We start from the raw sequence: 25215 nt of genomic DNA on the forward strand, positions 1-25215 counted from the left end.
TAATCATGGCACAACCTGCTTTCAAGCGCATATTGCTCAAGTTGTCTGGTGAGGCGCTGATGGGCGATGATGCCTATGGCATTAACCGCGAAACAGTGACGGCCATTGTGGCGCAAGTGAAAGAAGTCGTCAGTATGGGCGTGCAAGTTGGCATCGTCATCGGTGGCGGCAATATTTTCCGTGGTGTGGCCCCAGCAGCTGAAGGTATGGATAGAGCAACCGCCGATTACATGGGCATGCTGGCCACTGTGATGAACGCCATGGCTTTGCAGGATGCGATGAAGCACGCGGGTGTGGCTGCGCGCGTACAGAGTGCGCTGAATATTGAAGCGGTGGCTGAGCCTTATATTCGCGGCAAGGCGATTCGTTACCTTGAAGAGGGAAAAGTGGTGATTTTTGGTGCCGGCACCGGTAACCCGTTTTTTACCACCGATACTGCGGCAGCTTTGCGCGGTGTGGAAATCGATGCGGAAATCGTCTTGAAAGCGACCAAGGTCGACGGTATTTACACGGCGGATCCGAAAAAAGACCCGACGGCGACACGCTATGATATCGTCTCTTATGATGAGGCGATCAATAAGAACTTAAAAGTCATGGATGCCACGGCATTTACGCTGTGCCGTGACCAGAAAATGCCGATTGCAGTGTTCAGCATCTTTAAAGAAGGTGCATTGAAACGCGTGATTCTGGGCGAAAATGAAGGAACGCGTGTCATGGCTTAAGCCTGGCATGAAGATTGGAGAGTAATGATGGTTGAAGAAATTAAAAAATCTGCTGAGCAGAAAATGCATAGATCGCTGGAAGCGTTGAAAACCGATTTGGCAAAAATCCGTACAGGCCGTGCCCATACCGGTTTGCTGGATCACGTGATGGTGGAATATTACGGCTCTATGGTGACCGTTAGCCAGGTGGCCAACATCAACTTGGGTGATGCGCGTACACTGAATGTGCAGCCTTACGAGAAAAACATGATTGCCAAGGTTGAGAAGGCAATCCGTGACTGTGACCTGGGTTTGAACCCAGCCACCAATGGTGATTTGATCCGCGTGCCTATGCCGATGCTGACTGAAGAGCGCCGCCGTGATTTGACCAAAATTGTGCGCTCCGAAGGTGAGGGCGCCAAGGTGGCGATCCGTAACGTACGTCGCGATGCTAACGATGCCTTGAAAAAACTGATCAAGGATAAAGCGATTTCTGAAGATGATGAGCGCCGTGCGCAAGACGAAGTGCAGAAAATGACCGACAAGGCCGTGGCCGAAGTCGACAAAATTTTGCAGCAAAAAGAAACAGATTTGATGGCGGTTTAACCGCGATCAGGGAATCGGGTATCGATTTGGGTTTATTTTCCAGTTCTACCAAGCAAGTTCCGCCTATTCAGGAGGTGCCGCAACATGTTGCGGTGATTATGGATGGCAATGGGCGTTGGGCAAAAAAGCGTTTTTTACCCCGCGTAGCTGGCCATCAGCGCGGTCTGGAATCTGTACGTGCGCTGGTGAAAGCCTGTGTCCGTCTCGATATCAAATACCTGACCCTGTTTGCTTTCAGTAGCGAAAACTGGCGCCGTCCGCCGGATGAAGTGACTTTTTTGATGGGCCTGTTCCTGGAAGCATTGGACAGGGAAGTCAGGAAATTGCATGAAGCCAATGTGATTTTGAAGCTCATCGGCGACCGCAGTCCGTTTAACGATGCTTTGCAGCAAAAAATGCTGGAGGCTGAGCAGCAAACGGCGGCCAATACCGGTTTGACGCTAACCATCGCCGTTAACTATGGCGGCCGTTGGGATGTGGTGCATGCAGTGAACCAGTTGCTGGCCGACAAGGGCAACGTGACTGAAATCAACGAAGCAGACCTGGCGCCTTATCTGTCCATGCCATATGCACCTGAGCCGGATTTGTTTATCCGCACCGGTGGCGAAACCCGCATCAGTAACTTCCTGTTATGGCAGTTGGCTTATACTGAGCTTTATTTTACGCCTACCTTGTGGCCGGACTTTGACGACGCTGCTTTTGAAGCTGCCTTGGCTTCGTATCACCAACGCGAAAGACGCTTTGGTCGCACCAGTGAACAACTGACTACCGATAGCGCTCCCTCTAAGTAAACTATGTTAAAAACCAGAATCATTACTGCAATTGTATTGCTGGGCTTGTTTTTGCCAGCCCTGTTTTGGTTGCCACTGATGGGTTGGGCAGCAGTGATGCTGGTGCTAACACTGGTCTGTTTGCGTGAATGGGCTGGCTTCTTGCAACTGAGTGTGACACAAACGCGTGTTTACTTGGCTGTGTCTGCGGTCACTGGCGTGGGTTTGCTGTGTCTTTTGCAGCAATTTGGGTTTCACTGGTTTTTTTATCGCGCCTTGCAAGTATTTGCCGCCGCTAGCCTGTTCTGGCTATGTGTGGTGCCTATCGCACTATTTTTTAATGACTTTTCCAAACACAAATCACTGAACCTGGTATTAGGTTGGGGTTTGATGATGTCATTGTGGATGGCCTTGGTCACTGCCAAGGAAGTGAATCCATATGTGTTACTGGTGATTATTTCCACCATCTGGCTGGCGGACAGTGCGGCTTATTTTGCCGGTAAGCAGTTCGGGCGACACAAACTGGCACCTGCCATTAGCCCCGGCAAGACATGGGAGGGCGTGGCTGGCGCATTGCTGGCTGTCGCTGCCTATGCCGCTGGCTTGAAAATCACCGGTGCCGTTGCGACCTGGTGGGTGTTGCCAGGATTGTGGGTGGTGACCATCGCCGGTATTTATGGCGACCTGTTTGAGTCCTTTTTTAAACGTCGCGCCAATCTTAAGGATAGTGGCCAATTCTTGCCAGGCCATGGTGGCTTGCTTGATCGCGTCGATGGCGTGATTCCGGCGTTGCCTATTGGCATGTGCCTGCTGTTCTGGTTTCATTACTGGCAACAGTCTTACTCGTTTTAAGAGGTTATTTTGCAATACGTCACCATACTCGGCAGCACCGGTACCATCGGTCAGCAGACACTGGATGTGATTTCACAACATCCTGGCCGCTATGGCGTGTTTGCGCTGACGGCGCACAGCAATGTGGATGTCATGTTGCAGCAATGTGTGCAGTATCAGCCGCGTTATGCCGTGATGCAGGATGCCGCGTCTGCGCAATTGTTGCAGCAACGTGTGCAAGCTGAACAGCTCAAGATTGAGGTGTTAGCCGGTGTTGATGGGTTAACCGAAGTAGCTGCTCATGCCGAAGTCAGCATTGTGATGGCTGCCATTGTCGGTGCGGCAGGCTTGCTACCAGCGCTGGCAGCGGCAAAAGCAGGCAAAAAGATTTTGCTGGCGAATAAAGAAACCCTGGTGATGGCTGGCCAATTGTTTATGGATGCGGTCAAACAAGGGCAAGCTACCTTGTTGCCGATTGATAGCGAGCATAATGCGATCTTTCAGGTCATGCCAAGACAAGCTTACAGCGACTTGCGTGATGTCGGCGTTAACCAGATTATCCTCACGGCATCCGGTGGCCCTTTCCGTGGCTACACGCAGGCACAGTTGCAGGAAGTGACACCTGCCTTGGCACTCAAACATCCGAATTGGGTGATGGGGGCAAAAATCACCGTAGACTCGTCTACGCTCATGAACAAGGGGCTGGAAGTGATTGAGGCGCACTGGCTGTTTGATGCGCGTCCCGAGCAGATCGAAGTCGTGGTGCATCCGCAGAGTGTGATTCACTCCATGGTGTCTTATGTCGATGGCAGCATTCTGGCGCAATTGGGCAATCCTGATATGCGCACGCCGATTGCCTATGGTCTTGCATACCCTGAGCGCATTGCCTCCGGTGTGAAACCGCTGAGTTTGATTGAAGTGGCCAAGCTGGAGTTTGAGGCGCCTGATACCCAGCGTTTTCCATGTCTGAGATTAGCTTATGACGCATTGGCCGCAGGCGGCACGGCGCCCGCTATCCTCAACGCGGCCAATGAGGTGGCGGTGGCTGCCTTCTTGCGTGAGCAAATTCAATATCTGGATATTCCACGTTTACTGGAAATGACTTTGCAGCACCTGCCTGCTGATCATGTGCAATCGATTGAGCAATTGCTGGCGATTGATGCCGAAGCCAGAGCGTTTGTGACACAAGCGATTGCCAATATGACCACCACCCCGGTACGCAAGGCTGTCAGCGTATGACCTCCATCTGGGCATTTATCGTTGCCATTGGTGTGTTGGTCACCATTCATGAATTTGGCCATTACCTGGCAGCACGCAGCTGTGGCGTGCGAGTGCTTAAATTCTCTATTGGCTTTGGCAAGCCTATCTTCAAATATCAGGCGCATGCGCAAGCCACCGAGTGGGTATTGTCGTGGATTCCACTGGGCGGCTACGTCAAAATGCTGGATAGTCGCGAGACGGATGTGGAGCATGTGCCTGGCACTGACTGGTCGCAAGCGTTTGACAAGCAGTCGATCGCTGCGAAAATGTGGATCGTATTTGCTGGGCCTTTGGCTAACCTGTTGCTGGCATTTGTATGCTATTGGGGCTTGATTGCCCAGGGGGAAATCGGACTCAAGCCGTATATTGGCCCGGTAGAGCAGGGCTCGCTGGCGGCGGCCGCCAAATTACGCCAAGGCGACCTGATCGTATCATTGGATGCTAAACCTGTCGCCACTTGGCAAGAGGCACAATGGCAATTACTGGAAAGCTGGATGGTGCACAAGCCGGTAGCAGTCGTCACCAGAACGCCGCAAGGAGAGGTGCATCAGCAGGTGTTACCGCTGAACCAGCTAGCTGGCGAGCCGGATGGTGAAGTGATGCAGAAAACAGGCTTGGCAGTATTGATGCCTGTGGTACCGGCCGTGATTGGTGAGGTGATGTCGGATTCTGTGGCAGAGCAAAGCGGCTTGCAAACGGGAGACCGTATCCTCAAGGTCAACCAGAAGCCTGTGACGGATTGGCAGCAGTTTGTAAAACTGGTGCGTGCCAGCCCAGCCCAGCCGTTGAAAATTGAATATCAGCGCGGAGATCGCCTGGCGCAGGTGAAGTTGTTGCCGGAGGCCATACAGCAAGGCGGGCAAAAAATCGGTCGCTTGGGTGCCGCCGTCAATATGGATGCTGTGGATTTAACGCCATATCAGGTGGTTCGCCAGTACAGTGCATCACAAGCCGCTGTGCGGGCGCTGGATAAAATGCAGGAAACCATTGCATTTACCCTGAAAATGCTGGGCAAGATGATCACTGGCCAGGCGTCGCTCAAAGCCATCAGCGGGCCGGTCAGCATCGCTGATGCCGCGGGTGAATCGGCCGGGATGGGGCTTAAGCCTTACATCGGTTTTATTGCTTTGCTGAGTATCAGTATTGCCGTCATGAATCTGCTACCGATTCCAGTATTGGATGGCGGTCATTTGTTGTATCATATGGCGGAATTGATACGAGGAGAACCATTACCTGACAAGGTGTTGGCGATTGGGCAGCGTCTGGGTTTAGGTATTTTAGGGGCATTGATGGTGATTGCATTTTTTAATGACATCAATCGTTACCTGATAGGTTGAAAGCATAGTTAATGAGAATAAAATCCAGTTCCAAATTGTGGTTGTGTTTATTGGCGGGGGTGATGCACGTCAGCGCGTATGCCGCAGAGCCTTTTGTGATTACCGATATCCGTGTCGAAGGCCTGCAACGTACTGAACCAGGGACCGTATTTAATTACCTGCCGATGCAGGTAGGTGATGTCATGAGTGACGAAAAAGCCGCGCAGGCGATTAAATCCCTGTATGCGACTGGTTTTTTTAAAGATGTGCGTATCGAAAATGAAGGTGATGTACTGGTCGTGACTGTGCAGGAGCGTCCTTCTGTCACGCAAATTGACTTTAGTGGTAATAAATCCTTCCAGACAGACAAAATCAAGGACGGCCTGAAGCAAATTGGTATCGCAGAAGGCCAGATTTTCGATAAATCCCAACTTGACAGAGCCGAGCAGGAAATCAAGCGCCAATACTTGTCACAAGGTAAATACAGCGCGGAAGTAAAAGCAACGGCAAGTCCGTTAGAGCGTAACCGTGTGGCGATTCGCTTTGAAATTACCGAAGGTCCGGCTGCCAAGATCCGTGACATCAATATTGTCGGTAACCATTTATTCAAGACTGAAGATCTGCGCGCCAACTTTTTGCTGACGACACCAAACTGGATGAGCTGGTGGAATAAGGATGACCAGTATTCCAAGCAAAAGCTGACTGCTGACCTCGAAGCGCTGCGTTCGTTTTATATGAACCAGGGCTATCTGGAGTTTTCGATTGATTCAACACAGGTCTCGATTTCCCCAGACAAGCGTGATGTGTATATCACCATCAACCTGACCGAAGGTGAAAAGTACAATATCAGCAAGACCAAACTGGCAGGCGACATGCTGTTGCCGGAAGAGGACTTGCGCAAGCTGATCAATATCCAGGATGGCGAAGTATTTAGCCGCCAGAAGGTGACGGATGCCAGCAAAAACATGAATGACAAGCTGGGTGAAGAGGGTTATGCGTTTGCTAACGTGAACGCGGTGCCTGAAATCAATAAGCTGGAGCATACGGTTGCCTTTACATTCTTCGTTGACCCAGGCCGCAAAGTGTATGTGCGACGGATTAACGTACAAGGTAACACCCGTACGCGCGATGCTGTGGTTCGCCGCGAAATGCGTCAACTGGAGTCTGCCTGGTATGCTGGCGACAAGATCAAACGTTCCAAAGAGCGTATCCAGCGCTTGAACTTTTTCGACTCGGTAGAGTTGGAGACGCCTGGGGTTCCAGGGATCAATGATCAGGTGGACATGAATGTGACCGTGGCTGAAAAAGCCACCGGCAGCGTGCAGTTTGGTGCAGGTTTGTCCAGTAGTGATGGCGTGGTGCTTGGTTTTAACATCAACCAGCCTAACTTCCTGGGGACTGGTAATCGCGTAGCCTTGCAAGTGAATACCAGCAGCTACAACACGGTGTATTCCTTGTCTTATACTGACCCGTATTACACGCCAGATGGTATCAGTCGTGGCTTTGATATCTATCGTCGTGACGTCGATACCAGCCGCAGGAACTCCAGTACCTTAAACGTGGGTACCTATAACAGCCAGTCTTACGGTGTGGGTGTGCGCTTTGGCATGCCGATGTCCGAGATGGACTTTATCAGTGCGGGCTTAACGCTGGACTTTACCGATGTTGAGCTGTCTGCCAGCAGCCCCATTCAATACCTGAACTTCTGCGGTAATAATAATGGTTGTAGCAGTAACTCCATCGTGTTTAACGCAGGCTGGACGTATGACTCGCGTGACAATATCCTGTTCCCACGCCGTGGTGTATTGCAGCGTCTGTCAGGCGATGTTTCTATTCCCGGGCTGGATTTACAGTATTATAAAGTCAGCTACCAACATAGCTGGTACAAGGACCTGGGTAAAGACTTTACCCTGATGCTGAACGGCGAAGCGGGTTATGCTGACAGTTATGGCGGCAAGAACTATCCGTTCTTCAAGAACTTCTATGCCGGCGGTGTGAACAGCGTACGCGGCTTCCTGAACTCCTCCTTGGGGCCGCGCCAAATCAACCCAAGCACAGGTTCAGACTTTGCCGTGGGTGGTACCAAACGCTTTGTGGGTAACGTTGAGTTGTTTATGCCGGTGCCATTTGTGTCGCAATCTAACCAGTTCAGGTTGAGTGCGTTTGTCGATGGTGGTGGTGTGTATGGTAAGGATGATTCGATCAACTCTGAGTACTTGAGATTCTCCACCGGTGTGGGCGTGACCTGGGTGTCACCATTCGGCCCATTGAAGCTGGTGCTGGCCAAGCCGTTGAACGATAAGAGTGGTGATGATACGCAAATGTTGCAATTCCAGTTTGGACAGCAGTTCTAATGTGTGAGCTGTATCAGGTTGCAATAGAGCAGGTACGGAAGGGAGTCATGGCATGAGAAGTATTCTGGTAGGGTTGCTCGGCCTCTTGCTGTGTTGTGGCCAGGTGATGGCTGCTGATTTCAAGGTTGGCTATGTGCAAGTAGACAAGCTACTGCAGGAGGCCCCGCAAACGGCTGAAACAGGCAAGAAGCTGGAGAAAGAGTTCAGCCCGCGTTCACTGGAGCTGGATAAGTTGCAAAAGCAGATTCGCGACCTGGAATCACAACTGGATCATGACCGGGCCAATATTGTGGAAGCGGACCGCCGCCAAAAAGAGCGTCAGTTAAATAACCTGCGTCTTGAATTTCAAAGCAAGCAACGCGAGTTGCGTGAAGATATCAACCTGCGCAAGAACGAAGAGCTGGCTTTGCTGCAGGAGCGTATTAACAAGGCTGTGCAAACCGTTTCTGAAAGCGAGGGCTATGACCTGGTCGCCTACAGTGGCGTGGCGTATGCCAGTAAACGTATCGATATTACGGATAAAGTTCTTAAATTGCTGGGTAAGAAATAACCAGCGACCACCGTTCTCAAGTTATTCTCAAGGGTAGTACTTCATATGGCGCAACACTTCACATTACAAGAGATTGTTGCGTCTCTGGGTGGACAGCTAGACATTGGCACACATGCCCGTGCAGCAGCGCTCAAGGTGGCTCGTATGGCCTCTTTGGCGCAAGCGCAACCTGATGCCATTGCTTTTTTTAATGACACCAAATACACACAATCATTGCAGGCCACGCAGGCCGCGGCAGTGATCCTGCGGCCTGAGCACCGTCATTTGTCAACGTTGCCCTGTATCCTGACGGATAATCCGTATGCTTATTTTGCCAAGCTGTCTGCATTGATGAATCCACCCAAGCAGTATGTGAATCACGTACATGCCAGTGCTGCAATCGGTTTTGATACACATTTGCCTGCAGAGTTGACGGTAGATGCCATGGTGAGCATCGGTGATCGCGTGAAGTTGGGCCGTGATGTACGCATTGGTGCGGGTTGCGTAATTGAAGATGATGTGACGATAGGCGCACATACGGTGTTAGAGCCACGTGTTGTCGTCAAGCATGGTACTGTCATCGGTAGCCATTGCCATTTGTTTTCCGGCTGTGTGATTGGAAATGATGGTTTTGGCTATGCAGAAGAACAAGGCCAATGGGTTAAAATACCGCAAATTGGCCGCGTAGTGATTGGTGATCATGTCGATATTGGTGCCAATACGACGGTGGATCGCGGTGCACTGGATGATACCGTGATCGCAGACGGCGTGAAGTTGGACAATTTGATACAGGTCGCCCATAATGTTCGAATTGGCGCGCATACTGTGATTGCGGGCTGCGTTGGTATTGCGGGTAGTGCCGTGATCGGCGCGCACTGCAAGATTGGTGGGGCGGCCATGATACTGGGTCACTTGCACATCGTTGATGGTGTCACCATCTCACCAGGCTCCATGATTATGCGCTCCATACAGCAAGCGGGTACTTATACAGCGGTGATGCCATTTCAGAAGCACGAAGACTGGCTACGGACGGCCGCAAACATCCGTCATTTGGAACAACATAACCTCAAGCTCAAACGGCTTGAGCAAGCAATAAGCAACATACAAAAACATTCGGAAGATTGAGAGATTTTATGGCTGAAAACACAATGAATAGCATGGATATTCATGAGATTTTGGAACACTTGCCGCACCGCTATCCATTTGTGCTGGTTGACCGTGTATTGTCCATGGAGTTGGGTAAAGAGATTACTGCCGTGAAAAACGTCTCGGTCAATGAGCCTTATTTCCCTGGTCACTTCCCATACCATCCAGTGATGCCTGGCGTACTGATTGTTGAAGCCATGGCGCAAGCAGCAGCTTTGCTGTCTTTTAAAACCATGGGCACCAAGCCGACCAATGACTCGGTGTATTACTTTGCCGGCATTGATAACGTACGCTTTAAAAAGCCGGTATCACCTGGTGACCAGATTATTCTACACGTTAAGATTGACCGTATCCTCAAGGGGATCTGGAAATACATTGCCGTGGCCAAAGTGGGCGACGAAGTGGTGGCAGAAGCCAATATGATGTGTATCCTCAAAGCCATTGAAAAATAACCATAGATGCGCCTGCCTTAAAGGCTGGCTGTACAAGTAAACATGCAAAGCCTGATTCATCCTACCGCACTCATTGACCCTAAAGCTGAGCTGGATAGCTCGGTGGAAGTAGGGCCCTATACCACCATTGGTGCGGGTGTCCGCATTGATGCAGGCACCAAGATTGCCGGACATGTGGTGATTGAAGGGCCAACCACCATAGGCAAGCATAACGAAATCTTCCAGTTTTCTTCCCTGGGCGCCAAGCCGCAAGACAAGAAATTCAAAGATGAGCCAACGCTGCTGGAAATCGGTGACCACAATACAATCCGTGAGTTCTGTACCTTTAACCGGGGCACCGTGCAGGATAAAGGCACCACCAAAATCGGCAACCATAACTGGATCATGGCTTATGTGCATATCGCGCATGATTGCATCGTTGGTAACCACACCATTATGGCCAACAACTCGTCGCTGGCCGGGCATGTGACTATTTACGATCACGCGATTCTGGGCGGCTTTACGCTAATTCACCAGTTCTGCCAGATCGGCGAACATATTATTACTGCCGTGGGGTCTGTCGTATTCAAAGACATTCCGCCTTATGTTACCGCGGCTGGTTATGATGCAGCGCCGCATGGCATTAATTCAGAAGGCCTCAAACGCCGTGGGTTTAGTGCCGAGACTATCCAACAGATCAAGCGCGCTTATAAGGTGTTGTACCGCCAGGGTTTGTCCTTGGAAGAGGCTAAAACGGCCTTGGCTGACATGGAAAAATCCTGCCCCGAAATTGGCTTGATGACCCGTTTTCTTGCGCAAACAACGCGCGGCATTGTACGTTAATTCAAAGAGACTATGGCTAAGATTGCAATGGTGGCGGGAGAGGCCTCCGGAGACTTGCTGGGCTATCATCTCATTCAGGAACTGAAATCGTTACAGCCTGAGGTCGAGATTTTCGGCATCGCGGGCCCCAAAATGATGAGTTTGGGGGCTAAGTCCTTATTTCCGATAGAACGCCTGTCTGTGCGCGGTTACCTTGAGGTACTGCGGCACTTGTGGGGTTTATTGAAACTGCGCAAGCAGCTGTATAAACATATCCTCAAAGAAAGGCCTGATGTCTTTATTGGCATTGATGCACCTGACTTTAACTTCTGGTTGGAGCGCAAACTCAAAGCCAAAGGCATTGCGACCATCCATTACGTGAGCCCTTCAATCTGGGCCTGGCGGCAAAAGCGCATCCATAAAATCAAACGCGCGGTGTCACACATGTTGGCGCTGTTCCCGTTTGAGCCTGCGCTGTATCAGCAAGTTGGCGTGCCGGTAACTTATATCGGCCACCCTTTGGCAGATGCTTTGCCTATGGAACCGGATGTTGGTCAGGCCAGGGAAAAGCTCAAATTGAAGAAAAACCACGTGGTGATTGCCATGCTGCCCGGCAGCCGCCAGTCTGAGGTTACGTTCCACGCGGATTTATTGCTGGAAACGGCGATCGTCTTCGATCGCCTGATGCGCGAGAATGGTCAAAGCGTGCAGTTTCTGGTGCCACTGGTGACGCGCGAAACACGCGATATTTTTACCAGCGCCTGGCATCAGCTGCTCACGCAAAAGCCGGATACTGCTATAGATCTGCAAATTATGTTTGGCCATGCGCATGATGCGATGACCGCAGCAGATGCTGTGTTGGTGGCCTCAGGCACGGCCACGCTGGAAGCGGCTTTGCTGAAAAAGCCGATGGTGATCACCTACAAAATGTCTAATATGAGCTGGCAGTTGCTTAAGCGCATGCGCTTGCAGCCTTATGTCGGCCTGCCCAATATTTTGGCTGGTGAATTTATTGTACCTGAGTTGTTGCAAAAAGAAGCGACGCCAGAAGGTGTTGCACAGACACTGTACAATTTGCTGGCAGATAAAACCGGTCTCGCCGTGTTGCAGGAAAAATACCGCCATATTCATGCACAACTTAAACAAAACAGCGCGCAGAAAGCTGCGGCTGTCGTCAAACAGTTCTTACAGGCTTGATGTTGATGCAGCGACTATGTGGCATTGATGAAGCGGGCAGGGGGCCATTGGCCGGTGCGGTGTACGCGGCGGCGGTGATTCTCAACCCGGAACGGCCAATTGCTGGCCTGGCGGACTCAAAAAAACTGTCTGAAGCCAAGCGTGATGCGTTGGCGATTGAGATTAAGGCGCATGCACTGGCCTGGGGTATTGCTAGCGTCAGCGCGCAGGAGATTGATGAGATCAATATCCTGCAAGCCAGCCTGCTGGCCATGCAGCGCGCTTACCATGCGATGGTGGCGCAGTTCGGGGTGCATGCAACACTCATTCAGGTTGACGGTAATCGCCGCCCCAAATTTGAATTACCTTGTGAAGCGATTGTAAAAGGCGATAGTAAGGTCGCTGAAATTTCTGCCGCTTCTATCCTCGCTAAAACCGCCAGGGATGCTTCCTTGCTGGTGCTGGATGCGCAGTATCCACAATATGGTTTTGCGCAGCATAAAGGCTATCCCACAGCGCTGCATCTGGCGAGGTTGGCGCAATATGGCATCACGCCGGAACATAGACGTAGCTACGGTCCGGTGAAAAAACTTTTAGGATAACTCTTAAGCTTCTTTGCTCGGGCTTCTTTGTCCGGGCTTTTGCGTCAATTGACCTATGCGCTTGTTGCGGGCGCTTCCTCGTAAAAAATCCAGTATGTAAAGCTTTTCTGACAATCCCCATGCGTGTTGCTAGGACATTCTCTGTCTATTATTAACTTAAATTGTTAATTAAAGTTAATAATATTGTGTTATTGTATTTATTGGCATTGTATTTTGATGTGGATATACGCTTTAACCTGATTGAGAGAGCCAGATGATGCACGACAATCCATTGACCCCGGCGCTATCTGATTTAATGAAAGCCTGTCAGAAATTTAAAACCACTGAATCCAAAGTGTTGGCCATCCATTTAAACAAATCACCGGCCACCGTGCGCACCGAGTTTCAGCGTGCCATGGCGCTGATGAATGTTAACTCACGCTATGCTGCACTGAAAACCGCGGAAGAAAATGGATGGCTTGAGGTGACGTCAAAACAACATTAAATGCGATAAATTGCGTTTATTTTCTTAGAAAATGTATGCAATTGCAGTATGGTGTTCTTGTGCGCGGTTGGGTAACTTGAGTGCTTCAAACGCATTCAATCACAACCTGACCGAGGATGACGCGCCATGCAAAATCAACCATTTAAACGCCCAGTCGTTTCCGCTGAACTTAGCAAATTGCGGAGCCGTTTTCAAACCCTGATTGTAGGCAATGCCAATTATTTTGGGCATTTATCGGGCGCTGGCTTGCCAAAAGCGGTGCAAAAGATACAGGGCAATATCCACTATGAGAATCTGGGTTGCCTGGGTTTGCAGCCGCAATTTAATCTGCTCAAGGCAGTGGTATATATCAACCAGGATAACGGTTACTCAGGTGGCTTGTGTTCCGCGGGTTCGCAAGAGTACGTCAGGTTTTATTTATCCTTTGACGATGGGATTACTTGGGTGGATCAGGGTCTGGCCAGTTTAAATGTCCACGATGTGAAGCATGAAGGTCGCTTGGAGTATTCGGTAGAGATGCCAGTGGATATCAAGCGTTATTCATGCAAAAAAGCCAATCAACTCCTGGCGCGCGCGATCTTGTCATGGGGTGTCGCGCCGCCTGCCAATACTCCACATTACACACCAGTGTGGGGCAATGTGGTGAATGCCCATATCCTGGCCCAGCCTGCACACAGTTTGCTGCTTAAAGATGTGATTGATAGCGCAATCTTGAAAGACGTCAGTGAATTGATCGATCTGGATCTGAAAATTCCCACCGCCGTGTTGCCTGTCAATTATGTTGCCCTGGAGCAAAGCTATCACGAGGCGCAGTTAGCCCCACATCGTTTGGCTTATCCTTTAGTGCAAACATTGATGGCGCAGCCAGCCCAACTCAGTGCTTTGCAGGCCCAGGTCAAGCAATCGTTCGGACCTCTGAAGTTTGACTGGTCTAAAGTTGTAGAGAGTATTGCCAATACCGATGGCAATATCGATTTTGAAGAGCTTAATTGTATTGGCCTGCAACCCAGAGCAACGCTGGACCATTTGGTGGGTGTGTTAAAAATCAAGAAGTCACAGGGCTATTCGGGAAACTTGTGTACCAAGGGCAGCCAGGAGTATGTACGTTTCTACCTTGATTTTGGCGCGGGCTGGCAGGATATGGGCCTCACCTCGGTGCAAGTGCATGATATCCATAGCTTGCCCAAGGACGGCTTTAATTATGCGGTGTTTTTGCCTGTCGATTTAAGTAAATATAAGAAGCCCTGCAAGCAGGGGCCGGTGTACGCGAAAATGCGCGCTATCCTTTCCTGGAGTTCACCGCCACCAGCCAATACCCCTGACTATAAACCAGTGTGGGGCAATACTGAAAACACCACGATCATGTTAACACCGGGCATGATTGATCAAAACTGGAAGCCAGCTCCGATGATTACGGCCGTTTGTGGGCAAAGTATTGCCGATATTCATCCGGCGGCGGGTACATTGACAAACGCGGCGTTTAGCGATGCACCGTTTGGCAACAGTCTCTGGATTAGTGGTCATATTGGCAATGCGCCAGATGCCAGCAGTGGGGTAGCCAAGCTCAAGTACCGCTTGAACTACAGCACGGATGGTATTCACTTTAATCCCGTGACGAATCCGTTTAAGCTGGCGTTGGAACAACTAAGTGGCGGTACCTGGAGCTTTCCGGCACCCGTCACACAAGCGCCGCTGGCGGACGGCTATATCGAGTACCAGGAGGACTTGGTTGCGCCGCTACAAACCTTTGTAAACCTGGATATTCTAGGTGTTTTGCACACGGCAGGCGATGCCAGTCCTTACCGTTGGCTGCAGATGGAAGTCGTGGATCCTTTAAATCCGGCGACCACTTATTTATCGAATACGATTAAAGTGAGGGTGGATAACACTGCCCCGACTGCCGCCATTACCATGGATCAAGGGCCTTGTTCGGATATTAAGGTCGGCGATGCCATTACCGGCAGCTATAGCGCGGCAGACGATTTTCTGGGGGGCGTCTCGATTGCGATTCTTGGTAATCCGGGGGGCGTGCTAACCAAAACACCTGTGACCCTCACGGCTAGCAATGAGTCTGGCACCTGGCGCTTAGAAACCACAGGCATGACCAAGTGTGGATATGTTGTGCAATTGACTAGTTCGGATCGTGCCCTGATTGGCTATGCCAGTGGCACCGCGTATTACACAGGGGGCGGGCATCAATTTCAACCCACGGCTATCGGTTTTTGCTTAAGATAGCCTCGATGGTAAGTTAAGGTCAGGCATCAAACAAAAAGCCGCTCAATGAGCGGCTTTTACGTGTTTGGCTTGAGCGCTAACGGCTTATTCAATCAACTGTGCTGTTTTGCCTGCTTTACCATTCATGGCATCTGCATCTGGCAGCGGCTCTTTACGTGCCGTGATGGTTGGCCAAACGGTAGAGAGGCGCGCATTGAGTTCAATAAAATGCTGCTGGTCTGCAGGTACGTCATCTTCAGAGAAAATGGCTTCTGCCGGGCATTCAGCCACGCACAGCGTGCAGTCAATACACTCATCCGGGTTGATTGCCAGGAAGTTAGGGCCTTCAACAAAGCAATCTACCGGGCATACATCGACGCAGTCGGTATATTTGCACTGAATACAATTCTCGGTTACTACATAAGTCATGTTTTAAATCCTTTGCAGGCTATGTCAGCCAAAACGATATTTTATTGCAATTTAGACAAATTGACGATGCGTTGCTTTGTCTTTCGTCAGCTTCTGCTGAATTAAACAATCATGCCAGCACCAACGGTGTTGTTGCTGCTTTCGTCAATGACAATAAAGGCACCGGTGGCGCGGTTCTTGTCGTAGCTGTCGACCATCAGTGGTTGCGCCAGTTTGAAGCTAACACGCGCGATATCATTCATTTTGAGGTCGGCTGTGGCTTGTTGCTCCAGCGTATTCACATCCACCTTGTATTGAATACTGCCAATTTTGGCTTTGGATTCACGTGTGGTGTGGCGCACGATGTAAGTGCGGGCAGGGGAGAGCGGTGTCTCGGACAGCCAGCACACATGTGCCTCAATTTGTTTGACTGCTTCTGGCGCTTCACTGGTTTTGACGATCATGTCGCCACGTGAGGTGTCAATTTCATCTTCCAGCAACAGCGTAATGCTTTGTTCTGTTTGTGCTGTTTGCAGTTGATCGTTGCCCAATTGAATGGCTTTAACTTTAGACTGGTAGCCATTGGGTAAGACGGTCACCGCATCGCCGACAGCGATTGAACCAGATTCCACACGGCCCATAAAGCCACGGAAGTCGTGCAGCTCTGGGTTGGCAGAGTCGTGCGGACGGCAGACAAACTGCACCGGGAAGCGGAAAGCTTCTGCTTGTTCGCTGTGCGCTGCTGGCGCTGCTTCCAGGATATCCAGCAAGGTTTCGCCCTGGTACCAGTCCATATTGTCCAGACGGTCTACCAGCATGTCTCCATTGAGGGCTGACATTGGGATAAACTTGATGTCACGTGCCTGTGCCAGGCCAATTTCAGTCGCAAAGGCAATGTAGTCAGCTTTGATCTTTTCATAAGTGGCTTGGTCATAACTCACCAGGTCCATCTTGTTCACGGCCACCACGATATGTGGAATGCCCACCAGGTGCGCCAGATAGCTGTGGCGGCGTGTTTGCGTCAGTACGCCCTTACGCGCATCAATCAAAATGATCGCCAGATTCGCGGTAGAAGCCGCGGTGACCATGTTGCGTGTGTATTGCTCATGGCCAGGGGCATCAGCAATGATGTACTTACGCGTGCCAGTGCTGAAGTAGCGGTAAGCGACGTCAATGGTAATGCCTTGCTCACGCTCGGCTTGCAGGCCATCTGTCAGCAATGACAGGTCAACCGCTTCCATACCGCGTTTTTTCGAGGTGCGCTCAATGTTGTTCAGCGTATCGGCCAAAATGGTTTTGGTGTCGTACAGCAAGCGGCCAATCAGCGTGCTTTTGCCATCATCCACGCTGCCGCAGGTCATAAAACGCAGCAAGGAGTCGTTATGTTGTGTCGTCATATTAGAAATAACCTTCTTTCTTACGCTGCTCCATGGAGGCATCAGACGTTTGATCGTCCAGGCGAGTCGCGCCGCGCTCGGTAATGGTGGTGGTGGCGGTTTCTACCACAATCTTGCTCACGTCATCGGCATCGGAAATCACCGGTGCGGTGCACGTCACATCGCCCACAGTACGGAAACGTACCTGCATATTGATGACTTCTTCACCTGCTTTTGGCTGGTTAATCAGCTCGCCGGAGGCCAAAGGCACATTCACCGGGAAGATGGCACCGTGACGCATGACGATGTCACGCTGGTGGGCAAAGTAAATGCTAGGCAGTTCGAGTTTTTCGCGTTCGATATACTGCCATACGTCCATCTCGGTCCAATTGGAGATCGGGAAAGCACGAATGTTTTCGCCTTTATGTACACGGGCGTTATACAGGTTCCAGAGTTCAGGACGCTGGTTTTTCGGGTCCCACTGGCCAAATTCATCACGGAAACTCATGATGCGCTCTTTCGCGCGGGCTTTTTCTTCGTCACGACGAGCACCGCCGATGCAGCAATCAAAGCCAAACTCTTCAATGGCTTCGAGCAAAGTCACCGACTGGTGCTTGTTGCGCGGTTCATCGGGTGTTTTCAATACCACGGTACCGCGCTTCATGGAGTCTTCAACCGAACGCACAATCAGGCGCTCGCCAAGCTCAGCCGCACGCTGGTCACGGAAGTTAATTACCTCCTGATAGTTGTGACCGGTATCGATATGCATGAGCGGGAAGGGGAAGCGGCCAGGTCGGAATGCTTTTTCTGCCAGTCGCAAAATGCACAGGGAATCTTTGCCGCCCGAAAACAGCAATACCGGGTTGGCGCATTGGCCTGCCACTTCACGCAGAATATGGATGGCTTCAGCTTCCAGCCAGTCCAAATGACTTAAAGGTTGTTTTGTAGACATGATTATTTCAATCGTTACGAATTTATTTTTTGACGTGCAAGCCGCACTCTTTGCTGTCAGGGTTTTCCCACCACCAGCGGCCCGCACGGATATCTTCACCCATGGCCACTGATCTTGTGCAAGGCGCGCAACCAATACTGGGGTAGAACTGGTCGTGCAGGGCGTTGTAAGGGACTTCAAACAGGCGGATGTAGGCCCAGACTTCTTTCTCTGTCCAGTCACTCAGCGGGTTGAATTTTTCCAGTTGGTTGCCTGCATCGTATTCGCGGGTTGGCAAATGGCTACGCGTCGCGGCTTGCTCGGCACGCATGCCGGTAATCCAGGCTTGCTTGCCAGCCAGCGCGCGCTGCAATGGCTCCACTTTACGCATATGGCAGCAGGCTTTACGCAGGTCTATGCTCTCGTAGAATGCATTGATGCCTTGTGTACGCACATAACTTTCCACTGCCTCGTGTTTAGGGAAAAACACCAGTGGTTTAATGACGTAGGTTTGCTCAACATCTGCCATCAGCGTGTAGGTTTCCGCAGGCAGGCGGCCAGTATCCAGCGAGAAAATCTCGATCGCCAGTTTTTCTTTGGCAATGAGGTCGGTCAGCACCATGTCCTCTGCGCCATAACTGTTGGCGAAAGTGATGGCCGGGAACTCAGCCGCAGCTGCTTGCAGCAATGCCAGCACTTGCGCACGTTTGGCGTGTACGCTGGCAACCAGAGCATCGGTCAGTTCTGGCCGCGTGGCCGGGTTGCTGGCCGCTGGTTTGAGCATGCTGACGCCGAAACTCATGCGCGGTTCACTCTGCGCCACACAGGCACGTCTGCAACGCCACCCTGGTAAGGCTGGCTGAAATCATTCAGGCTGGCCAGTGCGTCTTCAGCGGAGCGGTCGGCACGGATTAAAAAGCTATTGAAACCAGCACGCTTGTGGAAGAACAATTGGTCACGTAATACGTCACCAATCGCACGCAATTCGTTTTTAAAGCCGAAGCGTGTGCGCAACCAGTTGCCCAAGGTGAAGATACGGCCATCGGCAAAACGCTCTACAAAAACGGCAATCAGCGGCAGTGTGTTGAGGTCAGTAAACTCTGCCTGCAAGGCTTCGGCCGTTTCGTTGGTTGCCAGGATGATACCCAGTTCACCAGCCGCCAGGCGTGATTGCAGCTCAGCTTTACGTGCTTGCCAGATGGTCAGCGGGACCAGAATCTTGCCTGTGGCAGGGATCTCTGTATTGGCAATTTGTTCAGCCGTATAAGTTTGTTCGCCTGTGAGTTTAAACAGGACGACTTTACCGGCTTGTTTGCGTACAGACTCTTCGCCAGCCGCTGGCGGCACGATGCGGGTCCATGTATCTGCCACAATGCTGGCTTGGCCATCGGCGGCCAATTGGATCAGTTGGCTCATTATGCAGTTTCCTTTTCAGCGTAAACGTGGGCTTTGAACGGGGCGACGCCTAAACGGCGTACGGTATCAATAAAGCGCTCATCGTCCTGGCGTTCACGCACGTAGACTTCGATCAGGCGCTGTACCACGCCCGGCATTTCTTCTGCCGAGAATGAAGGGCCAATCACAGCGCCGATACTGGCGTCATTGCCTTGTTTACCACCAACGGTGACCTGATACCATTCGGAACCATCTTTATCCACACCCAAAATGCCGATATGGCCAACGTGGTGGTGGCCGCAAGCGTTCATGCAGCCGGAGATGTTGAGTTCCAGGTCGCCAATCTCATACAGGTAATCCAGGTTGTCGAACTGCATTTGAATCGCTTCGGCAATTGGGATGGACTTGGCGTTAGCCAGGCTGCAGAAGTCGCCGCCCGGGCAGCAGATAATGTCAGTCAGCAAGCCGATGTTTGGTGTTGCCAAACCAGCCTCGCGGGCTTTTTCCCACACGGCAAACAGGTCAGAAACTTGTACGTCTGCCAGAATCAGGTTTTGCTCATGTGAAGAACGCAATTCGCCAAAACTGTAAGCATCGGCCAGGTCTGCTACCACATGCATTTGCTCGCTGGTGATGTCACCAGGCGCTTTGCCGTGTGGCTTGAGTGACAGCGTCACGGCACGGTAGCCAGGCACGCGGTGCGGTTGTACGCAACGTTTGACCCAGGCGGCAAATGCCGGGTTGCTGGCCACGGCTGCGTCAAACGCGGCATCATGTGCTGGCAGCGTTTTGTAGGGCATAGGCTCAAAGTATTTAGCCACGCGATCCAGTTCATTTTGTGTGATAGTCAATGGGCCATCTTTCAAATGCGCCCATTCTTCTTCCACTTGGCGTTTGAACTCTTCAATGCCCAGGGCTTTAACCAGAATCTTGATACGCGCTTTGTAAGCGTTGTCGCGACGACCGTGAATGTTATACACACGGATCACGGCTTCGCAGTAAGACAGCACATGTTGCCACTCGAGGTGTTCGCGAATCACGGTACCCAGAATAGGCGTACGGCCCAGACCACCACCGACCCAGACTTTAATCGCCATCTGGCCTTGTACGTCTTTGTAAAACTCGAGACCGATATCGTGTGCTTGCACAATCGCACGGTCTTTTTCGGTGCCTGATACGGCGATTTTGAATTTACGTGGCAGCAGGGCGAACTCAGGGTGGAAGGTGCTCCACTGGCGCATGATTTCTGCAATCGCGCGTGGGTCTATGATTTCGTCTGGTGCAATACCGGCAAACTGGTCAGTCGTAATGTTACGAATGCAGTTGCCTGAGGTTTGAATGGCGTGCATTTCAACCGTTGCCAGTTCAGCCAGAATCTCTGGGGTGTCTTCCAGTTTGGGCCAGTTCAATTGCAGGTTCTGGCGGGTGCTGAAGTGACCGTAGCCACGGTCATATTTTTTTGCAATGTCGCCGAGTTTGCGCAATTGTTTGCTGGATATCAGGCCATAAGGCACGGCGATACGCAACATGGGCGCATGGCGTTGAATATACAGGCCGTTTTGCAAACGCAGCGGGCGGTATTCCTCATCAGTTAACTCGCCTGCGAGGTAGCGGCGGGTTTGGTCGCGGTATTGGGCGACACGTTCATTGACAATCTGTTGGTCTATAGGGTCGTATTTGTACATGCTTGAGTCACTTTGTTCGCAAAAAGCGAAGAGGCAATATTTTAATGGAAAACTAGCTTAAAGCCTACAAAAATCAATATCATAGCCAGTGCAATGCGTACCCAGTGTTCGGCCACGCGTGAACTCATGTGGCTGCCAAGATAGATGCCTGGAATGGAGCCTATCAGTAAGGTCCCCAATAATTGATAGTCTATGGTGCCCAAAGAGGCATGTCCCAAACCAGCCACCAGTGTGAGGGGGACGGCGTGAGCAATATCACTCCCGACGATGGTGGTGATTTTTTCCTTGGGGTAGAGCAGAATCAGCGCCGTCACGCCCAGGGCACCTGCACCCACTGAAGTCAGTGTAACCAGGGCACCTAGCACGATACCTAGTACCACGGTTGCGCCGGGCACATAGCGTGCTGGAATCCACTCCTCTTTTGCGACCAGAGACATCAGTTTGTTGCGCAATAGCACGGCGACGGACGTCACAATCAGCGCAATCCCTAGCCAGAATTTGATGGTAGAGACCACGTTGCTTGATTGCAGATCCATACTGTGCAGTGCCCACAGTGTGAGCATGGAGGCGGGCACACTACCTGCGGCCAGGCGCTTGACGATGGTCCAGTCAATGTTGCCCAGTTTGCCGTGTGCAAAAATGCCTACAGATTTAGTCACCGAGGCGTACAGTAAATCTGTGCCTACGGCGACTGCCGGTTTAATGTTGTAGAGTAATAAGAGGATGGGCGTCATTAAGGAGCCGCCGCCTACGCCTGTTAACCCTACCAAAAAGCCAACCACAAATCCTGCGAGTATGTATCCGAATTCCATGAGGAGTATCTTGAGAAATATAACCGCGGGATAATATCAGTCTTTTAATGATTGATTTAATAATCAATTGTTCTATTATATAGCATTTGGTTATATGGGGTTGGCAATGAAGTTTCACCAGTTACGTTATGTGCATGAGGTTGTCCGGCAACAATTAAATATCTCTGCGGCGTCTGAAGTATTGCATACATCGCAACCCGGCGTCAGCAAGCAGATCCAGTTGCTCGAAGAAGAGCTGGGGTTGCAGATTTTTCAGCGTAACGGTAAACGTTTGATAGGCGTGACTGAGCCTGGCCGCAAAATTGTCGAGCTATCAGCACGCGTCATGCTGGATATGCAAAATATCAAGCGCGTGGGTGACGAATATAGCCGTGAGGACACGGGCGAGTTGACCATTGCGACCACACATACGCAGGCGCGCTACCGCTTGCCCTCGGCGGTGAAGCAGTTTATTGCCCAATATCCCAATGTCAAACTGACTATCCATCAGGGCAACCCGGCGCAGGTGACTGAGTTAGTGGCCTCTGGTGAGGCTGATGTCGGTATTGCGACAGAAAACATCAGCCATGACGAGCGTTTGTCTTGCCTGGCCTGCTATGAGTGGAACCGTTGCCTGGTGGTGCCTCCTGAACATGCATTGTTAAAAGCAAGCAAGCTAACCTTGAGCGATTTAGCGAGTTACCCCTTGATTACCTATGACTTCGCGTTTACCGGCGGCACTTTGGTCTCCAAGGTGTTTCACGACGCTGGCTTACAGCCGAATGTGGTGTTTACCGCGATTGATGCCGACGTCATTAAAACCTATGTCAATTTAGGCTTGGGCATCGGCCTGATTGCGAATATGGCGTATGAAGAAACCCGTGACGCGCCGCTCAAAAGCCTGGATTGCAGCCATTTGTTCCCTAATAGCACGACTTATTTGGGGGTGCGCCGCGATGCGTTCTTGCGCGACTACATGTTGAACTTTATTACCATGCTGTCACCACAATACGATAAACGCACCGTGCAGCGTGCGTTGCACCAGGACTTGTGATGAGAGTCACACGGCAGTGATGGCTAACATGCTGTAATGCACTGGTCTGTGTAGAAGATGAAGAGGGGTGTCATGCGCTTATACCTGTTGAGAGTGCTGGGTTGTCTGGGCTTGATCATGAGCATGCAGGTGTGCGCAGCCCCTGCGCATGTGCGTGTCATCGGCCATGGCATGCCGGATGTAGACCTGGATAACGCGATTTATGAGGTGCCAGTGAAGGAGGGGGTGACTTATCAGGACTTAGTTGATAGCCTGAAGTCGATCTCTGAAGGCATGAATTTCGTCAATCCGGCCAATTTCCCGATTGGAGACCATATGAAGCAACGTGGCCAGGATCCGCAAGGCGTGAAAGAAGTACGCACCTTTTGTAATTTAAGTATGGGCAACGAGATTATTCTCGATCACCCCGAGTTTCTGGTATTTGCACCTTGCCGCCTGGCTATTTATGAAAAGCCGGATGCCAGTGGCAAACGCCAGCTCTATCTTGGTCTGGACCGGCCTACGCATGATTTGAAAAATATCAAACACCCCACCGCTAGGGCGCAAGCCTCGGCACAGCAACTTGAAGATGCATTGATCGAGTTGATGGAAAAAGCGCGGCGCGGCGATTTTTAATATTTACAAAGACATTCTTTAAGCCACAGAGGAGATCTCTGCAACATGCGATTTCTGATGCTTTTATAGCCGTAGTACAAACCAAGGGCTTGTCTCTGTGCGCTCTGTGGCTAAAATTTTTAAATCATTTCGCCCTTCCGGCAAAACAACAATCTTCCTCTTTTATCAGCCATCGCCTATACTCAACTTAACTTTAATTGTTTGAGTACACGCCATGGTTCAACCTATGCTTATCGCAAAAAATAATGATGTCGACAGCGTGATGCTGCCAAAAATGGCCAACCGCCATGGCCTGATTGCAGGCGCCACCGGCACGGGTAAAACGGTGACCTTGCAAAGTTTGGCTGAGCAGTTTTCACGTATAGGCGTGCCGGTATTTATGGCTGACGTTAAAGGTGATTTATCCGGCATGAGCCAGGTTGGCGGCGGGAATGCCAAGGTTGACGCGCGGGTGCAGCAATTAGGGCTGACTGATTATGCCAATAAAGCTTATCCGGTGATGTTCTGGGATATGTTTGGCGAAAAAGGCCATCCGGTACGTACCACACTAAGTGAAATGGGGCCGCTATTGTTGGCGCGCATGCTTAACCTGAATGACGTGCAGGCCGGTGTGTTAAATGCGATTTTCAAGATTGCAGATGACAATGGCATGCTGTTGCTGGATATGAAAGATCTGCGCGCGATGGCGCAGCATTGTGCTGAAAATTCAGCCACTTACCAAACCCAGTATGGCAATATTTCCACCGCTAGCGTCGGCGCGATTCAGCGTGCTTTGCTGCAACTGGAAACCGAAGGTGGCGATATCCTGTTTGGTGAGCCCGCGTTGAACCTGGAAGATATGATGCAAACCGATGCCAAAGGATTGGGGTTTATCAATATCCTGGCAGCGGACAAACTACTCAATTCGCCACGCGTATACGCGACCTTGTTGTTATGGATATTGTCCGAACTGTTTGAAAAGCTGCCAGAAGTCGGCGATATGGAAAAGCCCAAACTGGTGTTTTTCTTTGATGAGGCGCATTTGTTGTTTAACGACGCGCCTGCAATCCTCATGCAAAAAATCGAACAAGTGGTGCGTCTGGTGCGCTCTAAAGGCGTAGGTGTTTATTTCGTCTCACAAAACCCGCTGGATATCCCGGATGTGGTACTGGGCCAATTGGGTAACCGTGTGCAGCATGCCTTGCGTGCATTTACGCCGCGTGACCAAAAAGCGGTGCAGGTGGCGGCGCAAACCTTCCGCGCGAATCCCAAATTGAATGTGGCAACGGCGATTACCGAGTTGGGCGTGGGTGAGGCGCTGGTCTCATTTTTAGATGAAAAGGGCGCGCCGACACCAGTTGAGCGCGTGTTTATTTGTCCGCCGGAAAGCCGGGTTGGCCCGGCAACTGATGCCGAGCGCAAGCAGGTGATGACGCAGTCGCTGGTGGCTGGTGTCTATGACAAACTGGTCGACCGCGAATCGGCCTACGAGATTCTCAAGCAGCGGGCAGACCAGGCGGCCTCGGCCACGCAGGCGCAAACGCAAAAAGAGGAAGAAGGCTCAGGCTTTGATTTAGGTGGCATTCTGGGAGGCAAAACCAGCCGTTCAGATTCGGTGCTGGAGTCTGCGGCCAAATCTGCGGCGCGAGCCATTGGCTCTCAACTGGGGCGTGCCATTATCCGCGGTGTGCTGGGCTCGATTCTCGGGGGCAGCAAGACCAAGCGTTAATCTAACCTCG

25 protein-coding genes are annotated in these 25215 nt (G+C 51.2%); 18 read left to right on the forward strand and 7 right to left on the reverse strand.

The window, feature by feature from the left end; translation table 11 throughout:
* The first annotated feature begins 5 nt into the window (after positions 1 to 5).
* The 15 genes from pyrH to INP79_RS05405 all read left to right on the forward strand — a co-directional run bounded on the left by pyrH (position 6) and on the right by INP79_RS05405 (position 15263).
* Positions 6 to 722: a UMP kinase gene (pyrH, locus tag INP79_RS05335; protein ID WP_019881871.1), complete on the forward strand. Its 717-nt coding sequence runs from the start codon at positions 6 to 8 to the stop codon at positions 720 to 722.
* Positions 723 to 749: 27 nt separating this feature from the next.
* The gene (frr, locus tag INP79_RS05340; RefSeq protein ID WP_019881872.1) at positions 750 to 1307 is read left to right on the forward strand and encodes a ribosome recycling factor; all 558 of its coding nucleotides are present in this window, start codon (positions 750 to 752) and stop codon (positions 1305 to 1307) included.
* A 26-nt stretch (positions 1308 to 1333) separates the two neighbouring features.
* Complete coding sequence (gene uppS / locus INP79_RS05345) at positions 1334 to 2098, forward strand: polyprenyl diphosphate synthase (protein ID WP_194753223.1); 765 nt, start codon at positions 1334 to 1336, stop codon at positions 2096 to 2098.
* Between the two features lie 3 nt (positions 2099 to 2101).
* Entirely contained in the window at positions 2102 to 2929 is an 828-nt protein-coding gene (locus tag INP79_RS05350) for a phosphatidate cytidylyltransferase (protein ID WP_194753224.1), read from the forward strand.
* Between the two features lie 9 nt (positions 2930 to 2938).
* Entirely contained in the window at positions 2939 to 4147 is a 1209-nt protein-coding gene (gene ispC, locus INP79_RS05355) for a 1-deoxy-D-xylulose-5-phosphate reductoisomerase (protein WP_194753225.1), read from the forward strand.
* Positions 4144 to 5505: an RIP metalloprotease RseP gene (rseP, locus tag INP79_RS05360; RefSeq protein ID WP_194753226.1), complete on the forward strand. Its 1362-nt coding sequence runs from the start codon at positions 4144 to 4146 to the stop codon at positions 5503 to 5505. Before ispC ends, rseP begins: the two co-directional genes overlap by 4 nt.
* Positions 5506 to 5567: 62 nt before the next feature.
* Entirely contained in the window at positions 5568 to 7838 is a 2271-nt protein-coding gene (bamA, locus tag INP79_RS05365) for an outer membrane protein assembly factor BamA (protein WP_194753227.1), read from the forward strand.
* A 52-nt stretch (positions 7839 to 7890) separates the two neighbouring features.
* Complete coding sequence (locus INP79_RS05370; RefSeq protein WP_194753228.1) at positions 7891 to 8388, forward strand: OmpH family outer membrane protein; 498 nt, start codon at positions 7891 to 7893, stop codon at positions 8386 to 8388.
* Positions 8389 to 8433: 45 nt separating this feature from the next.
* On the forward strand, positions 8434 to 9492 hold the full coding sequence (gene lpxD, locus INP79_RS05375) for a UDP-3-O-(3-hydroxymyristoyl)glucosamine N-acyltransferase (RefSeq protein WP_194753229.1): 1059 nt from the start codon (positions 8434 to 8436) through the stop codon (positions 9490 to 9492).
* An 8-nt stretch (positions 9493 to 9500) separates the two neighbouring features.
* Complete coding sequence (gene fabZ, locus INP79_RS05380) at positions 9501 to 9965, forward strand: 3-hydroxyacyl-ACP dehydratase FabZ (RefSeq protein WP_194740902.1); 465 nt, start codon at positions 9501 to 9503, stop codon at positions 9963 to 9965.
* A gap of 42 nt (positions 9966 to 10007) precedes the next feature.
* On the forward strand, positions 10008 to 10787 hold the full coding sequence (gene lpxA, locus INP79_RS05385) for an acyl-ACP--UDP-N-acetylglucosamine O-acyltransferase (protein WP_194740903.1): 780 nt from the start codon (positions 10008 to 10010) through the stop codon (positions 10785 to 10787).
* 12 nt (positions 10788 to 10799) lie between these two features.
* A complete protein-coding gene (gene lpxB, locus INP79_RS05390) occupies positions 10800 to 11963 on the forward strand; it encodes a lipid-A-disaccharide synthase (protein WP_194753230.1) in 1164 nt (387 codons plus the stop codon).
* Complete coding sequence (gene rnhB / locus INP79_RS05395; RefSeq protein WP_194753231.1) at positions 11963 to 12544, forward strand: ribonuclease HII; 582 nt, start codon at positions 11963 to 11965, stop codon at positions 12542 to 12544. The genes lpxB and rnhB overlap by 1 nt, the downstream gene beginning before the upstream one ends.
* Before the next feature lie 253 nt (positions 12545 to 12797).
* The gene (locus INP79_RS05400) at positions 12798 to 13028 is read left to right on the forward strand and encodes a DNA-binding response regulator (protein WP_228519724.1); all 231 of its coding nucleotides are present in this window, start codon (positions 12798 to 12800) and stop codon (positions 13026 to 13028) included.
* A gap of 126 nt (positions 13029 to 13154) precedes the next feature.
* Complete coding sequence (locus tag INP79_RS05405) at positions 13155 to 15263, forward strand: hypothetical protein (protein ID WP_194753232.1); 2109 nt, start codon at positions 13155 to 13157, stop codon at positions 15261 to 15263.
* Between the two features lie 84 nt (positions 15264 to 15347).
* Here INP79_RS05405 and fdxA read toward each other — a convergent pair whose 3' ends face one another.
* From fdxA to INP79_RS05440, 7 genes are all read right to left on the reverse strand, one after another.
* Positions 15348 to 15671, reverse strand: coding sequence for a ferredoxin FdxA (gene fdxA / locus INP79_RS05410; protein ID WP_019881888.1), 324 nt, complete (start codon positions 15669 to 15671; stop codon positions 15348 to 15350).
* Positions 15672 to 15772: 101 nt separating this feature from the next.
* On the reverse strand, positions 15773 to 17047 hold the full coding sequence (gene cysN, locus INP79_RS05415) for a sulfate adenylyltransferase subunit CysN (protein ID WP_194753233.1): 1275 nt from the start codon (positions 17045 to 17047) through the stop codon (positions 15773 to 15775).
* Position 17048: 1 nt separating this feature from the next.
* Positions 17049 to 17978 (reverse strand): sulfate adenylyltransferase subunit CysD, encoded by a 930-nt coding sequence (cysD, locus tag INP79_RS05420; RefSeq protein ID WP_194753234.1) that lies wholly within the window; start codon positions 17976 to 17978, stop codon positions 17049 to 17051.
* Positions 17979 to 18000: 22 nt separating this feature from the next.
* Positions 18001 to 18759, reverse strand: a complete 759-nt coding sequence (locus INP79_RS05425; protein ID WP_194753235.1) for a phosphoadenylyl-sulfate reductase — start codon at positions 18757 to 18759, stop codon at positions 18001 to 18003.
* Positions 18756 to 19373: a DUF934 domain-containing protein gene (locus INP79_RS05430; protein ID WP_194753236.1), complete on the reverse strand. Its 618-nt coding sequence runs from the start codon at positions 19371 to 19373 to the stop codon at positions 18756 to 18758. Before INP79_RS05430 ends, INP79_RS05425 begins: the two co-directional genes overlap by 4 nt.
* Positions 19373 to 21037: a nitrite/sulfite reductase gene (locus tag INP79_RS05435; protein ID WP_194753237.1), complete on the reverse strand. Its 1665-nt coding sequence runs from the start codon at positions 21035 to 21037 to the stop codon at positions 19373 to 19375. The genes INP79_RS05430 and INP79_RS05435 overlap by 1 nt, the downstream gene beginning before the upstream one ends.
* A 41-nt stretch (positions 21038 to 21078) precedes the next feature.
* The gene (locus INP79_RS05440) at positions 21079 to 21849 is read right to left on the reverse strand and encodes a sulfite exporter TauE/SafE family protein (RefSeq protein WP_194753238.1); all 771 of its coding nucleotides are present in this window, start codon (positions 21847 to 21849) and stop codon (positions 21079 to 21081) included.
* A 106-nt stretch (positions 21850 to 21955) separates the two neighbouring features.
* Between INP79_RS05440 and INP79_RS05445 the strand changes: the two genes are divergently transcribed.
* The 3 genes from INP79_RS05445 to INP79_RS05455 all read left to right on the forward strand — a co-directional run bounded on the left by INP79_RS05445 (position 21956) and on the right by INP79_RS05455 (position 25205).
* Entirely contained in the window at positions 21956 to 22882 is a 927-nt protein-coding gene (locus INP79_RS05445) for a CysB family HTH-type transcriptional regulator (protein ID WP_194753239.1), read from the forward strand.
* 117 nt (positions 22883 to 22999) lie between these two features.
* Entirely contained in the window at positions 23000 to 23497 is a 498-nt protein-coding gene (locus INP79_RS05450; RefSeq protein ID WP_228519814.1) for a DUF302 domain-containing protein, read from the forward strand.
* A gap of 214 nt (positions 23498 to 23711) precedes the next feature.
* Positions 23712 to 25205, forward strand: coding sequence for a helicase HerA-like C-terminal domain-containing protein (locus INP79_RS05455; RefSeq protein ID WP_194753241.1), 1494 nt, complete (start codon positions 23712 to 23714; stop codon positions 25203 to 25205).
* The last annotated feature ends 10 nt before the right edge of the window (positions 25206 to 25215 follow it).

The organism is Methylophilus sp. QUAN (assembly GCF_015354445.1).
Taxonomy (GTDB): domain Bacteria; phylum Pseudomonadota; class Gammaproteobacteria; order Burkholderiales; family Methylophilaceae; genus Methylophilus.

Excerpts from the sequence above, each read along its gene's own strand:
- pyrH (WP_019881871.1), top strand. The coding sequence starts at position 6 with ATGGCACAACCTGCTTTCAAGCGCATATTGCTCAAGTTGTCTGGTGAG.
- frr (WP_019881872.1), top strand. The coding sequence starts at position 750 with ATGGTTGAAGAAATTAAAAAATCTGCTGAGCAGAAAATGCATAGATCG.
- INP79_RS05350 (WP_194753224.1), top strand. The coding sequence starts at position 2,102 with ATGTTAAAAACCAGAATCATTACTGCAATTGTATTGCTGGGCTTGTTT.
- rseP (WP_194753226.1), top strand. The coding sequence starts at position 4,144 with ATGACCTCCATCTGGGCATTTATCGTTGCCATTGGTGTGTTGGTCACC.
- bamA (WP_194753227.1), top strand. The coding sequence starts at position 5,568 with ATGCACGTCAGCGCGTATGCCGCAGAGCCTTTTGTGATTACCGATATC.
- INP79_RS05370 (WP_194753228.1), top strand. The coding sequence starts at position 7,891 with ATGAGAAGTATTCTGGTAGGGTTGCTCGGCCTCTTGCTGTGTTGTGGC.
- lpxD (WP_194753229.1), top strand. The coding sequence starts at position 8,434 with ATGGCGCAACACTTCACATTACAAGAGATTGTTGCGTCTCTGGGTGGA.
- fabZ (WP_194740902.1), top strand. The coding sequence starts at position 9,501 with ATGGCTGAAAACACAATGAATAGCATGGATATTCATGAGATTTTGGAA.
- lpxA (WP_194740903.1), top strand. The coding sequence starts at position 10,008 with ATGCAAAGCCTGATTCATCCTACCGCACTCATTGACCCTAAAGCTGAG.
- lpxB (WP_194753230.1), top strand. The coding sequence starts at position 10,800 with ATGGCTAAGATTGCAATGGTGGCGGGAGAGGCCTCCGGAGACTTGCTG.
- rnhB (WP_194753231.1), top strand. The coding sequence starts at position 11,963 with ATGTTGATGCAGCGACTATGTGGCATTGATGAAGCGGGCAGGGGGCCA.
- INP79_RS05400 (WP_228519724.1), top strand. The coding sequence starts at position 12,798 with ATGATGCACGACAATCCATTGACCCCGGCGCTATCTGATTTAATGAAA.
- INP79_RS05405 (WP_194753232.1), top strand. The coding sequence starts at position 13,155 with ATGCAAAATCAACCATTTAAACGCCCAGTCGTTTCCGCTGAACTTAGC.
- fdxA (WP_019881888.1), bottom strand. The coding sequence starts at position 15,671 with ATGACTTATGTAGTAACCGAGAATTGTATTCAGTGCAAATATACCGAC.
- cysN (WP_194753233.1), bottom strand. The coding sequence starts at position 17,047 with ATGACGACACAACATAACGACTCCTTGCTGCGTTTTATGACCTGCGGC.
- cysD (WP_194753234.1), bottom strand. The coding sequence starts at position 17,978 with ATGTCTACAAAACAACCTTTAAGTCATTTGGACTGGCTGGAAGCTGAA.
- INP79_RS05425 (WP_194753235.1), bottom strand. The coding sequence starts at position 18,759 with ATGAGTTTCGGCGTCAGCATGCTCAAACCAGCGGCCAGCAACCCGGCC.
- INP79_RS05430 (WP_194753236.1), bottom strand. The coding sequence starts at position 19,373 with ATGAGCCAACTGATCCAATTGGCCGCCGATGGCCAAGCCAGCATTGTG.
- INP79_RS05435 (WP_194753237.1), bottom strand. The coding sequence starts at position 21,037 with ATGTACAAATACGACCCTATAGACCAACAGATTGTCAATGAACGTGTC.
- INP79_RS05440 (WP_194753238.1), bottom strand. The coding sequence starts at position 21,849 with ATGGAATTCGGATACATACTCGCAGGATTTGTGGTTGGCTTTTTGGTA.
- INP79_RS05445 (WP_194753239.1), top strand. The coding sequence starts at position 21,956 with ATGAAGTTTCACCAGTTACGTTATGTGCATGAGGTTGTCCGGCAACAA.
- INP79_RS05450 (WP_228519814.1), top strand. The coding sequence starts at position 23,000 with ATGAGCATGCAGGTGTGCGCAGCCCCTGCGCATGTGCGTGTCATCGGC.
- INP79_RS05455 (WP_194753241.1), top strand. The coding sequence starts at position 23,712 with ATGGTTCAACCTATGCTTATCGCAAAAAATAATGATGTCGACAGCGTG.